Consider the following 16368-nt stretch of genomic DNA (forward strand, 5'->3'; position numbering starts at 1 on the left):
CCCTGATGTGCAGCGTCAGCGGATTGCTATTTTGATATGGCAGATTTATTATAGAAGAGGTGCAACAAGATTACATACACATAGAGGAGGAAACTGTAATGAGTGAATCAAAACGCTTGCTCGTACTTGCTGGCTCTTATGCCGAAGCGGAAAATGAGGGCATTTACGCATATGAATTGAATGAGGATACAGGCAGCTTGTCCAAGCTTGATGGCATCGCTGGCGTGAAAAACCCAACGTTTGTCAACGTGGATGCTGAAACAAACAAACTGTACGCGATTGGTGAAACTGCGTCAGCTGAAGGCAACAAAATGTCTGAAGCTGTAGCTCTGAGCATTGATCCTTCTACAGGAAAATTAACATTGCTGAACCGGAATGACTCCATTTCAGCTCCACCATGTCATATCCAGCGTGATCCTTCCGGCAAATACTTGATTCTTTCCAGCTACCACGGTGGCCTGGTAGGTCTGCAAGCCTTGACGGATAACGGTGAAGTTGGAGCGCTTCTGGATGAGAAGAAACATGAAGGCCAGGGTGCGCATCCTGAGCGTCAGGACAAGCCACACGTACACTCCGCATTCTTCAGCCCGGATGGCAAATACATGATGGTACAGGATCTGGGTGCGGACAAAATCGCGATCTATTCCATCGACGCAGACAAGAATGAACTTGTGCTGCACAGTGAAACCAAAACACATGCGGGAGCAGGTCCACGTCACTTGGCGTTCCACCCGAATGGTCAATTCGCTTATGTGATCAACGAAGTGGATTCTTCGATTACGTCGTTCCAATATGATGCAGCAGCGGGTACGTTGACTGAATTGTCTACTGTATCCACATTACCTGATGGATATGATGGCAAAGAGAATACAACAGCAGAAATCACCGTTTCCAATGATGGACGTTATGTATATGGTTCTAACCGTGGACATGACAGCATCGTTGTATTTGCAGTAGATGCAGACAAAGGTCATCTGACACTGGTTGAGCATGTATCTGCTGAAGGAGAGCATCCGCGTCATTTCGCTCTGACACCTAACGGCAAATTGCTGATCGCAGCCAACCGCGATACCAACAACATCGTGTCTTTCACAGTGGATCAGGAGAGCGGACGTCTGAAATACACAGGTCACAGCACAGGTGTATCCAAGCCGGTATGTGTGAAACCAGTATACTTGTAAAAAATAAATTTCTAATACCAGCCTTGGCTGGATTGAGATGATAATGACCCTGCCATGTGGCGGGGTCTTTTATATTGAACATCAAACGTGATAATTAGGTTGCTGTTCTGCTATAAACAGTGCTGTAAAAGGATCTGAACAAAGGATTTATCTTGTTATATAATTCGTTTAACAACGAATAATTATCAATAGTATCGCCCAAGTAACTACCCCACTTCAAAGTGCGTACTTCCTGAATGGATAGTCAGGGTCTACAATGAGTGAGTAGCCAAAACAAACCCTGCATGCATCTGAATAGACGAATTGGTGCAGGCTAAATATCTGATTATTATTTTATAGGAAAGACTCATACTTGAACAACAAAGGAGAAATAAATGATGAAATTGCAATTGGCGCTCGACTTGGTAAATATTCCTGAAGGAATCGCATTGGTTAAAGAGGTTGAACAATATATTGATATCGTTGAGATTGGTACACCAATCGTTATTAATGAAGGTTTGCACGCGGTAAAAGCGATGAAAGAAGCATTCCCTAATCTGCAAGTTCTTGCAGACCTTAAAATCATGGACGCTGGCGGTTATGAAATCATGAAAGCAGCTGAGGCGGGTGCGGATCTGATCACTGTGCTTGGAGCAACCAATGACAGTACGATCAAAGGTGCAGTAGCAGAAGCGAAGAAACAAAACAAACAAGTTCTTGTGGACATGATCAACGTGCCTAACCTTGAACAACGTGCTCGTGAAATTGATGCGCTTGGCGTAGATTACATCTGTGTACACACAGGTTATGACCTGCAAGCTGAAGGACAAAGCCCGTTCGAAGATCTGCAAACGATCAAAGCAGCTGTGAAAAATGCTAAAACTGCTGTTGCTGGTGGAATTAAGTTGGAAACATTGCCAGAAGTAATCAAAGCACAACCGGATCTGGTTATTGTAGGCGGCGGTATCACAGGACAAGCAGACAAAGCGGCAGTTGCAGCTGAAATGCAACGTCTCGTTAAACAAGGGTAAGCAGATGAGCAAAACACAGTACGCAGCAGACATCTTGAAGGAGCTGGAACGCACGTTAAGCCAGATCGATGATGCAGAAATGCAAGCGATGGCTGAACATATTCTGGCTGCAGAACAGATTTTTGTAGCAGGAGCAGGCCGGTCAGGATTAATGGGAAAGGCTTTTGCCATGAGACTGATGCAGATGGGGCTTCGTGTATATGTGGTGGGCGAGACCGTTACACCCGGGATCAGCTCGAAGGACTTCCTCTTGCTGTGCTCTGGCTCAGGAGAGACAGGCAGTCTCGTAGCTATGGCTAAGAAGGCTAATCAAGCAGGAGCACCTGTCGGCCTGATTACGATCAAGCCAGAGTCTACGATCGGTCAATTGGCAACTACGGTAGTGCGCCTTCCGGCTTCAGCCAAAGAGGACACAGCGACTTCCGGAGCGGAAGTAACCATCCAGCCAATGGGCTCGCTGTTTGAACAAGGACTGTTAATCGGCATGGATGCTCTCATCCTTACGATGATGGAAATGAAGGGTATGACCGGAGCGGATATGTTTGGCCGCCACGCCAACCTGGAATAGTAAATAGATGGAAGACCGGAATCCTTTGATTATGAAGGGTTCTGGTCTTTTCTGCGATGCATAGGCATTCATTTGCTTAGATTTATCCGTAATTTTCACTTAAACTTTGCATCCCGACCAGGCTGTAGTAGAATTAATAGATAGCTGTATCGAATGAATGTACTTATTACATCATGCATGGAGCGGAAAGCTTACCTTATGTGAAGTATTCCCGTGATATGCGTAATATACGCGATATAAGATTGAAGATGAGGGGGCTCGGAGCCATGGCAGCCGAAGTCAAGGAACGGATTAATCTGAAAGAAATCAACTGTGAGAAGGAATTAACCCTTGCGGTGATCGGTGGCAAATGGAAATTGATTATATTGTGGCATTTGGGTCTGGAAGGCACCAAACGTTTCAGTGAACTGAAACGCCTAATCCCTCATATTACCCAGAAGATGCTGACCAACCAGCTGCGTGAGCTGGAGGAAGATAAATTGATTGAGCGTAAGGTCTATGCAGAAGTCCCGCCTCGGGTGGAATATACGTTGACAGATCACGGTCAGAGCCTGATGCCTGTGCTGCACGCAATGTATAACTGGGGTAAAAATTACGGTGAAAATGTAATCTGGAAAGAAAGCTAAATAAGTAATATTTACAATGGACCGCCGGAAAATGGATACTTCCATCACCGGGGGTTTTTTAGTTACTTTCAAATTTTGGTCAGTGGATCAATAGTTTACTCCAAACGCAATGGGCAGAAATAGCTTGAAGAAGCGGAGCTAAAAGCTTTCTGAAAGAAAGCTACATCGCAAGCATATACTGGCTTTTATCCTAGATACCCCTTTTATATAGATGGAACTAAACATTCACATGAGAACGTAGAGGACAGAAAGAACCTGAAGAAGCGGAGCGTTCGCCTTTATCACTGGATTTTCACCTTTGAAAAAGGGAATCAAAAAAATCTGGGGATAACAGCGATCGGAAGGTTGTTCTGTCATCGGAGTGGTAAGTGTGAATATTCTTTAGTCCAATCTATATTCCCCTGAACCAAAAGTCTCATTATTTGCAGATGTCATGTATACATAAACCGATTATGATACGATGAGAGATATTGGAAAATGCAAGGAGGATGACAACTAAAGATGGAAAAAATACGTACACGTGCTGAGGTAGATCAGGAAACCACATGGGATCTGAGAGATTTGTTTGTAACCGATGTAGAGTGGGAGCAGGAACTTCGATCACTTCCTGAGGCTGCTGCCCAGATCGAAACGTTCAAAGGACGTCTGGGCGAAGGCGCTGAACAATTGCTGGCTTGTCTGGATGCTCGTGAAGCTTTGCAGGAGCGAATCGGCAAGACGGCTTCTTATGCCCGCTTGAAGCAGTCAGAGGACAGCACCAATCCGGTAAACATAGAGAATTCAGCTAAAGCAGGAGATATCCTATCGAATCTGTCGTCATCCTTGTCTTTTGTTAATTCGGAGATCGTTGAACTTCCGGATGGAACGGTAGAGCGTTATATCCAAGAACTTCCGGGATTGGAGCCATATGCGCGCAGTTTGGAGCGTTTGATTCGGGAAAAAGCACATCGGCTTACGCCAGAGACCGAGAAGGTACTCGCTTCACTCGGAGAGGTACTGGATTCGCCATACCGTATCTATCTGCGCGGTAAACTGGCAGACATGACGTTTGACGATGCTCTCGATGGAGAGGACAATAATCGTCCACTGTCCTGGTCATTCTATGAAAATAATTATGAGATGTCGTCCGATACCAAGCTGCGCCGTTCTGCTTATGCTGCATTCAGCTCGACATTAAATGATTACAAAAATACGTTCGCAGAAGGTTATGCAACCGAAGTGAAGAAACAAGTTGTGTTATCCAGGCTGCGAGGTTATGACGATGTTACAGATATGCTTCTTAGCCCACAGCAAGTGAGCAAAGAGATGTACAATAATATTCTGGATATTATCCAGCAGGAACTCGCACCACATATGCGCAGACTGGCGTCTCTCAAGAAACGTGAGCTGGGTCTGGACAAGCTGATGTTCTGTGATCTGAAGGCCCCGCTTGATCCTGAATTTAGCCCTGCCATTACATATGATGAGGCGTGCACACTCATTCGAGAAGCGCTTGATGTGCTTGGGCCGGAGTATGGCGAGATCGTTGAGCGCGCATTTCGCGATCGCTGGGTGGATTACGCAGATAATGCAGGCAAATCCACAGGGGCATTTTGCTCTTCTATATATGGTTCGCACTCCTATATCTTAATTTCTTGGGCGAACAATATGCGCGGAGCATTTACACTTGCCCATGAAGTGGGCCATGCAGGCCACTTCATGCTTGCGGGACGTTACCAACGGCTCACGAATACAAGGCCATCACTGTATTTCATTGAGGCACCATCGACCATGAATGAAATGCTGCTGGCAGATCATCTATTGAAACGTTCCGATAATCCGAGAATGCGTCGTTGGGTCATTTTGCAACTGTTGAATACGTATTACCATAACTTCGTTACACATCTGCTGGAAGGTGAATTGCAGCGCAGGGTATATGCACGCGCAACCAATGATGAGCCGATTACGGCGAAGACGTTAAGTCAGCTCAAAGGAGACATCCTTTCCGAATTCTGGGGACCTGATCTGGTAATTGATGAAGGGGCCAAGCTCACGTGGATGAGACAACCTCATTATTATATGGGTCTATATCCATATACCTATGCGGCAGGTTTGACCGCTTCCACAGCGGCAGCACAACAGATTAGGGAAGAAGGGCAGCCTGCGGTAGATCGCTGGCTCGAAGCACTCAAAGCCGGTGGAAGTCTCACTCCGCAGGAGTTAATGAAGCTTGCAGGTGTCGATATGTCCGGACCCGAGCCGATTCGCTCTGCAGTTGCTTATGTCGGCAGTCTGGTCGACGAACTTGAACGTCTGTATTCCTGATCTGGTTCATATAGTATACGGACAAGGCAGAACGGGTTGTCTGCATGCACCGCCCTCCTTGCGTGGGGGCGGTGCATCTTATTTTGCAAGGGGAAAGGAACGATGATGAATGGCGTTAACGAGCGTGTCCTCATCGATGGGCCGATTAAGCGTGGACGGCTTTGGTGTGTTTGACGACATGAATGGAGTACCGGGGTTTGAAGGCAATCAGGGTGGTTTCTTTTCGGGATTGAATGAGTTTGGTGCCATGGGTGCGTTTGTTTCCATTTTTATTGGTGCCGTATTTCTTATTGTTGCGGGTGTGATTGTATATGCCATCATTTCAGGGGTACGCACGTGGTCCTCGAATAACGCTGCGGCCTTGTTAACCCTGCATTCAGCGGTGGTGGCGAAACGAACGGAAGTCTCAGGTGGTAGCGGGGATAGCAGTGCGACGACCCGATATTATGTTACATTTGAATTCGACAATGGCGAGCGCATTGAACTGATTGTTGGTGGAAACCATTATGGCATGTTGGCTGAACATGATCGAGGGATGCTGACGTATCAGGGGACACGATTCAAGCATTTTGAGAGAGATGTGCAGCCCCAGTCGGGCGTTAACAAAGGCCAATTTTATACGTGAAAATAGAAATACGGCTCCTCCTACTTGGGAGAGAGTCGTTTTTGGTGTGCCCAAAAGAAAGAAAAATCGAAGGGTATTCAAACGCTTACAATGGTGATATACTCGTAAAATAAAGTAAAACAGTATTAAACAAAAACAAACAAACAATAAATACAGAATAAAGTACAGAGTGCGGACTGAATCAAGAGATATCGTATGGAAATAGAATTGGCTCGAAAGGTTGGTGAAGCGCGGTGAGTGTTCTGGCTTATGATTTGGGGGCTGGTAGCGGGAGAGCGCTACTGGGGCATCTGAATGATCATGGGATCGAAACAAGCGAAATTCATCGGTTCAAGAATGAACCCGTGAAGGTTGGCGAGCGGATGCACTGGGATATTCTGCGATTGCATCATGAATTGTTGCAAGGGCTTACTCTTGTGAAACAGCAGGGAGAAAAGCCGGAGAGCCTGGGGATCGATTCCTGGGGCGTTGATTTTGGTTTGCTTGGCAGTCATGGTGAGCTACTGGGTAACCCGTATCATTACCGTGATACACAGTTTAACGGCATGATGGATCAGGTACGCCAAGAGTTGAGCTCTCAGCGAATCTTTGAACGTACAGGGATTCAGTTTCTTAGCTTTAATACCCTGTATCAGTTGGCAACCCTTCAACGTAGCGGTTCTCCGCTTCTTCATGAAGCAGAGCGGTTTCTCATGATTCCGGATTTGCTTCGATACTTTCTGACGGGAGAAGCCGTGAATGAGTTCACCAATGCTACGACAACACAATTGTATAATCCCTCACAGGGTCAATGGGACGGTGAGTTGCTGAAGCATATTCGCATTTCGGAGAAACTCTTCGGTGAAGCGGTGATGCCAGGCACCCGTGTTGGACAGTTGCGCAGCAGCATCTGTAACGACCTTGGTCTTTCTTCTATCCCTGTGATCGCCGTTGCGGAGCATGATACGGGTTCAGCCGTTGTGGCTGTTCCTGCAACGGAACGTTCATTTGCTTACCTGAGCTGTGGAACCTGGTCCCTGATGGGTACCGAGATAGATCATCCTGCGATTAGTACCGAGAGTCTGGCATTGAACTTCACGAATGAAGGCGGGGCAGGCGGAACATTCCGTCTGCTCAAGAACATTATGGGTCTGTGGATTTTGCAGGAAAGCATGCGGGAGTGGGAGCGTCAGGGGCAGGAAATTAGCTACAGTGCGTTATTGGCAAAGGCGGAGCAGGCACCTCCATTTGCCAGTTTGTTTGATCCGGATGATGAACTGTTCATGCCAGCAGGAGATATGACAACCCGAATACGCCAGTATTGCCGTGATACAGGACAAGTGATACCAGAGGATCAGGGAGCGATTGCCCGGGCAATTCTGGAGAGTCTTGCATTGAAGTATAGAAGAGTTCTGGGATGGACGGAACAATTATCGGGACAGTCGTTCAACGGATTGCATATGGTCGGTGGAGGTATCCAAAACCGCCTGTTATGTCAGTGGACTGCGAATTCCATTGGCAAGCCGGTATGGGCGGGTCCGGCAGAGGGAAGTGCTATCGGGAATATGGTTGTGCAATGGATGGCGAGCGGAGCGTTTAAGGATATCTGGGAAGCTCGGAAGGCCATTCGTGATTCATTTCCTGTAATTGCGTATGAGCCGCAGGACGGATCAATCTGGGAAGAGGCTTACGGCAGATTTTTGCGTGTGACGGCTTCATCCACTTCACAAGCGGGGAGTGAGATGTAAACATGTTGGCAGCCGAGCGGTATGACCGGATTGTAGAGATGGTGAATGTTAAGGGCAGTATGCGTGTATCCGAGCTTAGTGAACGCTGCCGGGTGACGGAGGAAACCATCCGGCGAGATCTGGATCGTTTGGAACAGGCAGGACGACTGCGTCGCTCTCACGGTGGTGCCGTGAGTGTGAAGGAAGATCAGCCCGAGATCCCTTATCGGATCAGGGAGACAACCCATGCGGAAGAGAAAAAACGGATTGCACAAGCGGCTCTGGCGATGATTAATCCGGGTGATCGCATTCTGTTGGATGCCAGCACAACGGCAGGTTATATGGCAGCGAACATGCCTGATTTTCCGCTGACCGTCTTGACTAATTCCATTCAGGTAGCGACTGAACTTAGCAGTCGTGACAAGGTTGAGGTCATCTCAACGGGAGGCCAGTTGGCATCTCGCTCGTTGTCTTTTGTAGGGCCACTCGCGGAGCGTTCTCTGGAGACGTATCATGTGGACAAATTGTTTTTGTCCTGCAAAGGCGTACATCTTGAAGGTGGCGGAATCAGTGAATCCAATGAACTTCAGGCAAGGCTGAAGCAAAAGATGGTTGGCATATCCGATCAGGTCATCTTACTTGCCGATGCCAGTAAATTTGGTGTCCGTGCTTTTGCTCGGGTATCCGGATTAGATGCAGTCCATACGATCGTTACCGATCAGCCATTGGAGGCTGAACAGACAGAACGTTTGAGCGGATACGATATCGAGATTATTACGGTTTAAGCTTTGAATTTATTAATATAAATTGAACTAAACATTTACACGAAACGGAGAGGACAGAAATAACTTGAAGAAGCGAAGCGTGCGCCTTTATCCCCGGATTTTATCCTTTAAAAAGTAAATTAAAAAATCTGGGGATAACAGCGATCGGAAGGTTATTCTGTCATCGGAGTGTTCATTGTAAATATTCTTATTCAATATTTTTAGTCAATTCATCTACTAATCAGTTAATAGGAGCGTGTACTTATGAAGGTCTCCTTATTCATTACCTGCCTCAGCGATGCCATCTATCCCCGAGTGGGGGAGGCCATGGTCAGATTGCTCGCCGCTCATGGCGTTCGGTTGGATTTTCCGCCGGTTCAGACCTGCTGCGGTCAGCCATCCTACAATAGCGGGTACTGGGATGAGACTCGGGTAGCGGCCAAGACGATTCTTGAAGCGTTTGACGACAGTGATTTTGTAGTCTGTCCTTCGGGATCGTGTACGTATATGATTCATCATTATCCCGAACTGTTCGCGGATGAACCGGTGTGGTTGGAGAAGGCAAAACGATTGGAAGCCAAAGCCTATGAATTCACTCAATTCCTCGTTCAGGTACTCGGGATAACCGATCTGGGCGCACATTTTCCACACAAAGTAACCTATCATCCATCCTGCCACGGTAGTCGTCTGCTGGGTGTAAAGGATGAGCCGATGGCATTACTATCCCAAGTAAAGGGACTGGAATTGGTTCCCCTGCCGTTTGCTGAGGATTGCTGCGGGTTTGGAGGTACCTTTGCCATCAAAATGTCCGATATTTCAGGAGCGATGGTGACGGAGAAGGTTGATCATGTCAAAGAGACCCAAGCCGAAGTACTGGTGGGGCTAGACATGGCTTGTCTGATGAATATCGCAGGTAATCTGCGTTATCGGAATGAACCGGTGCGTGTGATGCATCTGGCGGAACTATTATATGAGGGGGTGCGAACTGGATGAGCCAACCGGGAGTTATGGATACGACGGTCAAAGAACGTGCCGGACTGGCCTTGAATGATGATTTTCTGCGTAAGGCGGTCAAATTCACAACAGAACGATTGCGTAACGGTAAGAAGTCGGCCTCAGAAGAACATGGAAACTGGGATGAATGGCGGGAACGTGGACGTCAGATTCGTCTGCATACCATTGCGCACCTGGATTATTATCTGAATGAATTTGTAAATAACGCCCGTGCGAACGGGGTTCATATTCATTTTGCAGATACATCGGTGGAAGCAGCGGCGATTGCACTCGATATTGCGGCTCACAAGCAGGCGTCTACGGTGGTGAAGTCCAAATCGATGGTGTCGGAGGAAGTACATCTGAATCATGTGCTGGAGTCAGCGGGCATTGAAGCGATCGAGACCGACCTGGGTGAATACATCATACAGTTGGCAGGCGAGGCCCCCTCTCATATTGTCATTCCAGCCATCCATAAGAACCGCTATCAGATTGCAGAGTTGTTATCGAAGGAAGCGGGTGAAATTCTGGAGCCGGATACGACGGTACTTGCCGGGTTTGTTCGCAAAAAGCTGCGCGAGAAATTCCTTGAGGCGGATATCGGCATGACGGGCTGTAATTTTGCGATTGCAGAGACAGGTTCCATGGTTTTGTTCGAAAATGAAGGTAATGCCCGTATGGTATCCACTGTTCCCAAAACGCAGATTACACTGATGGGCATGGAGCGGATCATCCCGTCGTGGACGGATCTGGAGGTCATGGCAACCTTGTTGCCACGCTCTGCAACAGGTCAGAAACTGACGATGTATATGTCAGGCATCACAGGTCCTCGCCGTACAGCAGATGCGGATGGACCGGATGAAATGCACATCATTATCGTGGATAACGGTCGATCCCTTCAACTCGGTGATCCCGAGTTTCAAGAACTGCTGAATTGTATTCGCTGTGGTGCTTGTTTGAATGCTTGCCCGGTATATCGTCATATTGGGGGCCATGCCTATGGTGGCACCTATAGCGGACCGATTGGAGCGGTATTGACACCTGCACTCAATGGCAACATTGATGAATGGAATGATATTGCGGGTGCTTCGAGTCTGTGTGGAGCCTGTTATGAAGCATGTCCAGTTAAAATTCCACTACATGATATGCTTGTTTATCTACGCAGGCGTAAAGTGGAAGACGGTCATGGCAACAAAATGGAGAGCATGGGCATGAAGGGCTTTGCTGCCGTTGTTTCCAATTCCAAACGCTTCAGTGCGGCCATACGTCTGGGACAGATCGGGCAGAAGGCAGTTGTGCGCAACAACGGCATTTCTCTCAAGCTGGGTCCACTTAAAGGCTGGAACAATTATCGGGTTGCGCCAAGTCTCGCCAAGAAATCCTTCCGGCAACAATGGAACAAGCTGGATCAGGAACTGAACGAGAAGCAACAAGCTATGGATTCTTCCGTTCGTAGCCGTATGGAGCAGATTATTCGTGAACGAGAAGAAGGGGAGGGGAAGAAGCATGGTCACTGAACATGAGCAATGGCTTGCACAATTGGAGAAGAAGTCCATTGAGAAACAGGAGCAGTTCATGAATGACATTGCTTCGAAATTGAGAAGACCAAGGCAACGCCAAGCGCCGACCCAACCCTTTCGGGGAGCACCCGACTTTTGGACGGAATTGGAATGGGATGAAGAGAAGCGTATTCAAGCATTTACGGATAACTTTGTAAGTGTAGGCGCACACATTGCACGGGTTCAGAACATGGAAGAAGTATCTCAATTCATTGCTAACAAATCGCATGAACTGAGTGCCAGATATATCATTCGTCAGAATGAACAGGCGCTAAAAGATCTCGGATTGGAAGAACAGTTACCGGAGGTACAGATCTCCGTCTGGAATAGTCAAGCGGATGAGAACTGGAAGGCTCGGGCAGCTGAGGCTGATATCGGTGTGGTCATAGCGGATTATGCGACTGCATATACAGGTTCGGTTACTGTACTTTCTTCACCCGAAAAAGGTCGTTCCGTCAGTCTGCTGCCTACGGTACTTATCATCATTATTCCAGTAGATCGGCTGTACACCAGACTGGGTGAAACGCTTGATCGATTTGACGAGGTGGGAAGAGAGAATCTCCCTGCAGGTATCCACTTTATTTCAGGCCCAAGCCGATCGTCCGATATTGAAAATGATCTGACCATTGGGGTACACGGACCAGGTATTGTATATGGTTTGATTATGGGTTAACGGTGAGTTGAGCGTGATGGCGCAATATGATTTGGAAGACTGTCCAAGAGGTAGCACGTAGCTGCTGAGGACAGTTTTTTTGTTGAGTTTTTATAGTCAAAATCTATTAAACATATACTTATTATATATTTCACCTATTAATAGGGTGGGTGTATAATTCTTCTCAAGAGAGAATTGATGTGAGATATGAGAGAGAAAGAGGAGGCGTTGTGAATGAGTATATTTTCTTACCAGGTTCCGTTTATGGATGGCCACGCGGGTGATTTGTCTGCTTTTAAAGGGAAAGTACTGCTTATTGTGAATACAGCAAGTCGGTGTAGCTACTCCCGGCAATTCAATGAACTTCAGCAGATGTACGAGAAATATCGTGAACAGGGGCTGGAGATTCTGGCTTTCCCATGTAACCAGTTTAACGAGAAAGAACCTGGTAGTAGCGCTGAGGTTGCAGAATATTGCAGAAGTCAGTTTCAGATTTCCTTTCCGATCTTGGAGAAAGTTGAAGTCGCAGGGCAATCGATGCATCCGTTGTTCCTTTACCTGACAGAAAAAGCGCCGTTTCAAGGCTATGATCTGGATACCCAAGAAGGAAAGTGGATGGACACTTTTGTGAAAGAGAAGCATCCCGAATTGTATCAAGGGAACGGGATCAAATGGAATTTCACTAAATTCCTGATCGACCGCAGTGGCAATGTTCATGGCCGGTATGAAACGACAGTTGCCCCATTGGAGATGGAGTCTGCTATTCAGATTCTGTTGAAGAATTCCTAGTTATAATGTAATCCCTGTCCTGAGGTCCTATGACTTTGGGACGGTTGAAGATTGGAACTGGAAATGTTAGGGTAAAAGGAGATAACGAGTTCTCCATTTTTTTTAATCAAAAATGACCAATATACCATTTCGGTCAGTCAGTTCTTTTTTGGGTTTAACAGTTATCTGGATGAAATATGAAATTGTGCAAAAAATAACTTAAGTCTGTTGAATTGAAGGTTAAGTGCGATCCGAAGGTAAAGTGCAATTCCTCATGGAATCAAGTCATTATTTTTTAGTTGTCAAAACTCTTAACTTGGAAAGAAGGAGTGAGCGTCATGCCACCAATTTCAGTGCCTCAACCGAAAACATTTGGCCCACTGGGCAATTTGCCGCAATTGAACTTTGAAGAGCCGGTGCAATCGCTGGTGAAACTGGCTGAAGAATATGGACCGATCTTTCGTATGGAGTATCCCGGACGAAGTGAATTGTATATTTCAGGTCACGAACTGGTCGCCGAGGTAACGGATGAATCCAAGTTTGACAAACGTGTGTGGGCACCCCTTGCCAAGGTTCGTGCTTTTGCAGGAGATGGACTATTCACGAGTTGGACCGAGGAACCGAATTGGAAAAAAGCTCATAACGTACTGCTGCCAAGTTTCAGTCAACGTGCCATGCAGGGATATCACAACAAAATGATTGATCTGGCGGTACAGCTGGTTCAGAAATGGTCACGATTAAATCCGGATGAAACGGTTAACGTTCCGGATGATATGACACGTCTTACACTCGATACGATTGGACTCTGTGGGTTCAACTATCGGTTTAACAGCTTCTACCGGGAAGAACCACATCCATTCATTACAAGCATGGTTCGTGCACTGGACGAATCCATGAGTTCATTGCAGCGACTGCGTCTGCAAGACAAGTTGATGATCACCAAAAAGAAACAGTTTGAACAGGATATCCGTTCCATGTTCTCTTTGGTGGATCACATTATTGCCGAGCGCAAAGAGAAACCACAGGAAGGCGCGGATGATCTATTGTCCCACATGCTCAGCGGCAAGGACCCGGAAACGGGAGAAACACTGGATGATGAGAACATCCGTTATCAGATTATTACATTCCTGATTGCTGGACATGAGACCACAAGTGGACTGTTATCCTTCGCTGTTTATTATCTGATGAAGAACCCGGATACACTGGCTAAGGCCCAAGCAGAAGTGGATCAGATTCTGAAAGATCCGGTTCCAACGTACAACCAGGTTCGCAATCTGAAGTACGTTCGCATGGTTTTGAACGAAGCCTTGCGGTTATGGCCGACGGCCCCGGCATTTTCTCTGTATGCCAAAGAGGATACGGTACTTGCGGGTCAATATCCTTTGCAAAAAGGCGACAGCGTCAGTGTACTTATTCCCAAGCTGCATCGCGACCGCGAAGCATGGGGAGATGACGTAGAGGACTTCCGCCCGGAACGGTTCGAAGATCCGAGCAAAGTGCCGCATGATGCCTACAAACCTTTCGGTAATGGTCAACGGGCCTGCATTGGTCAGCAGTTTGCACTTCAGGAAGCAACGCTGGTGCTGGGCATGGTGCTCAAGCATTTTGACTTCATCGATCATTCCGATTATCAATTAAAGGTGAAAGAAACGCTGACGCTCAAACCGGATAACTTCACCATTCGGGTACGTGCGCGTGGAGGACAGCCCGTCATGGCCGTGCCAGGTGTAGCGGTCGAAGAACCGAAGCCAGTTGCCAAAAGAACAGAACCGGATGCTGCGAATGCTCACCACACACCGATGCTTGTTCTATACGGTTCCAATCTGGGAACGGCGGAAGGCATAGCACGTGAGATTGCGGATACTGCCAGATATCAAGGTTTCCGGAGCGAGGTTGCTGCGCTTGATGATCGTGTTGGCCAACTGCCGAAGGATGGCGCCGTTATTATTGTCAGTGCATCCTATAACGGTCAGCCGCCTAGCAATGCGAAGATGTTTGTCGAGTGGATCGAACACGCGGATGCCAATGAATTCAATGGGGTGCGTTTCGCCGTTCTGGGATGCGGTGACCACAACTGGGCCAGCACCTATCAGCGTATTCCGCGTCTAATCGATGAACAGTTATCTTCTAGAGGAGCAGAGCGGTTATCGCCCTTGGGTGAGTCCGATGCAAGCGGAGATTTTGAGAAACAGGTGGGAGATTGGACAGAGCAATTATGGCCGGATCTCGCACGAACAATGGGACTGAAGCTAAACACAAGTTCCAATAGCGAACGCAGCTCACTATCAGTACAGTTTGTCAGTGGGCTCGCCGTAACACCGCTTGCGGATACGTATGATGCTCATGTGGCAGAAGTACTCGAGAACAGAGAGCTTCACGACGCGGGTAGTGAACGGAGTACACGTCACCTCGAGATCAAATTGCCTGAAGGCATCACCTACATGGAAGGGGATCATCTTGGCATTCTGCCACAAAACCCACCGGAGTTGGTGGAACGTGTACTCCGTCGGTATGGATTCACGGGAACGGAGCATCTGGTTCTCGATGCATCGGGTAGAAGTGCCGCACATCTGCCGCTGCATCAACCGGTTAACCTGTATGACCTGCTTAGTCACAGCGTTGAGCTTCAAGAAGCCGCAACTCGTGCTCAGCTCAGAGAAATGGCAGCATACACGGTATGTCCACCGCATAAGAAGGAGCTTGAAGCGCTGCTTGATGAATCTGTGTATATGGATGAAGTTCGGAATAAACGGATCTCCATGCTGGATTATCTGGTGAAATATGAGGCATGTGAACTGCCGTTTGAGCGCTTCCTTGAATTACTGCCTTCACTGAAAGCCAGATATTATTCGATCTCCAGTTCACCGCGTGTTCAGCCCGATCAAGCGAGTATTACGGTGAGTGTGGTGCGTGCTCCGGCATGGAGTGGACAGGGAGAATACAAAGGCATTGCGTCCAACTATCTGGCTAACCTGAAACCGGGTGACGAGATCGTCATGTTCACGCGGACACCGGAATCCGGTTTCCAACTGCCGGAAGATACACAGGTTCCCGTCATCATGGTAGGGCCGGGTACAGGCGTTGCCCCATTCCGTGGTTTTATACAAGCAAGACATGTGTTGAAGGAACAAGGTCAAGAGCTTGGCGAAGCACATCTATACTTTGGATGTCGGAATCCCGAGCATGATTATCTATACAAAAATGAATTGGAAGCAGCCCAGCAAGAAGGGCTTGTCGAGCTTCATACGGCGTTCTCCCGAGTGGACGGAGAAGAGAAATGTTATGTACAGCATCTGATGAGAGACGATGCCCGGCATCTGATTCCTTTACTTGAAAAGGGTGCGCATCTGTATATCTGCGGTGATGGCAGCAAGATGGCACCTGATGTGGAAGCTACACTCCAGCAGGCATACGCTGAACTTCATGGCAAATCCGCGCAGGAAGCAGCAGATTGGCTTGATCACCTTCAGCAGGAAGGTCGTTATGCCAAGGATGTATGGACAGGCATCTGATGTACACATGTGAAGGATCAGTTTGATCCGTAACTGGCTGAGCGGTGAGATACAGAAGCAGTTCTGTGCTCACCGCTTTTTGACATAAAATGATTCTTCA

The 16368-nt window shown here is 47.6% G+C and carries 13 protein-coding genes; all 13 read left to right on the forward strand.

Annotated elements, in window-relative coordinates:
* Positions 1-98 precede the first annotated feature (98 nt).
* Entirely contained in the window at positions 99-1181 is a 1083-nt protein-coding gene (locus MKY85_RS12320; protein ID WP_342572704.1) for a lactonase family protein, read from the forward strand.
* A gap of 377 nt (positions 1182-1558) precedes the next feature.
* Entirely contained in the window at positions 1559-2191 is a 633-nt protein-coding gene (gene hxlA, locus MKY85_RS12325; protein WP_036670570.1) for a 3-hexulose-6-phosphate synthase, read from the forward strand.
* A gap of 4 nt (positions 2192-2195) precedes the next feature.
* The gene (gene hxlB / locus MKY85_RS12330) at positions 2196-2759 is read left to right on the forward strand and encodes a 6-phospho-3-hexuloisomerase (protein WP_339260678.1); all 564 of its coding nucleotides are present in this window, start codon (positions 2196-2198) and stop codon (positions 2757-2759) included.
* 266 nt (positions 2760-3025) lie between these two features.
* Positions 3026-3385: a helix-turn-helix domain-containing protein gene (locus MKY85_RS12335; protein WP_062833989.1), complete on the forward strand. Its 360-nt coding sequence runs from the start codon at positions 3026-3028 to the stop codon at positions 3383-3385.
* Between the two features lie 501 nt (positions 3386-3886).
* Positions 3887-5689 carry an oligoendopeptidase F gene (pepF, locus tag MKY85_RS12340; RefSeq protein WP_342572705.1) on the forward strand — a complete coding sequence of 601 codons (1803 nt, stop codon included), beginning with the start codon at positions 3887-3889 and terminating at the stop codon, positions 5687-5689.
* Positions 5690-5798: 109 nt separating this feature from the next.
* Complete coding sequence (locus MKY85_RS12345) at positions 5799-6314, forward strand: DUF2500 domain-containing protein (RefSeq protein ID WP_339241954.1); 516 nt, start codon at positions 5799-5801, stop codon at positions 6312-6314.
* A gap of 233 nt (positions 6315-6547) precedes the next feature.
* Entirely contained in the window at positions 6548-8041 is a 1494-nt protein-coding gene (locus MKY85_RS12350; protein ID WP_342572706.1) for a rhamnulokinase family protein, read from the forward strand.
* A 2-nt stretch (positions 8042-8043) separates the two neighbouring features.
* Positions 8044-8805, forward strand: a complete 762-nt coding sequence (locus tag MKY85_RS12355) for a DeoR/GlpR family DNA-binding transcription regulator (protein ID WP_342572707.1) — start codon at positions 8044-8046, stop codon at positions 8803-8805.
* Between the two features lie 243 nt (positions 8806-9048).
* Positions 9049-9777 carry a (Fe-S)-binding protein gene (locus MKY85_RS12360; protein ID WP_017688927.1) on the forward strand — a complete coding sequence of 243 codons (729 nt, stop codon included), beginning with the start codon at positions 9049-9051 and terminating at the stop codon, positions 9775-9777.
* Positions 9774-11294 (forward strand): LutB/LldF family L-lactate oxidation iron-sulfur protein, encoded by a 1521-nt coding sequence (locus MKY85_RS12365; RefSeq protein ID WP_339260688.1) that lies wholly within the window; start codon positions 9774-9776, stop codon positions 11292-11294. Before MKY85_RS12360 ends, MKY85_RS12365 begins: the two co-directional genes overlap by 4 nt.
* Positions 11284-12009 carry an LUD domain-containing protein gene (locus tag MKY85_RS12370; protein ID WP_339241962.1) on the forward strand — a complete coding sequence of 242 codons (726 nt, stop codon included), beginning with the start codon at positions 11284-11286 and terminating at the stop codon, positions 12007-12009. Before MKY85_RS12365 ends, MKY85_RS12370 begins: the two co-directional genes overlap by 11 nt.
* 213 nt (positions 12010-12222) lie before the next feature.
* Complete coding sequence (locus MKY85_RS12375; protein ID WP_342572708.1) at positions 12223-12777, forward strand: glutathione peroxidase; 555 nt, start codon at positions 12223-12225, stop codon at positions 12775-12777.
* Between the two features lie 317 nt (positions 12778-13094).
* The gene (locus tag MKY85_RS12380; protein ID WP_339241964.1) at positions 13095-16268 is read left to right on the forward strand and encodes a bifunctional cytochrome P450/NADPH--P450 reductase; all 3174 of its coding nucleotides are present in this window, start codon (positions 13095-13097) and stop codon (positions 16266-16268) included.
* The last annotated feature ends 100 nt before the right edge of the window (positions 16269-16368 follow it).

The sequence above is a fragment of the Paenibacillus sp. FSL R5-0749 genome, from assembly GCF_038595085.1.
GTDB lineage: Bacteria > Bacillota > Bacilli > Paenibacillales > Paenibacillaceae > Paenibacillus.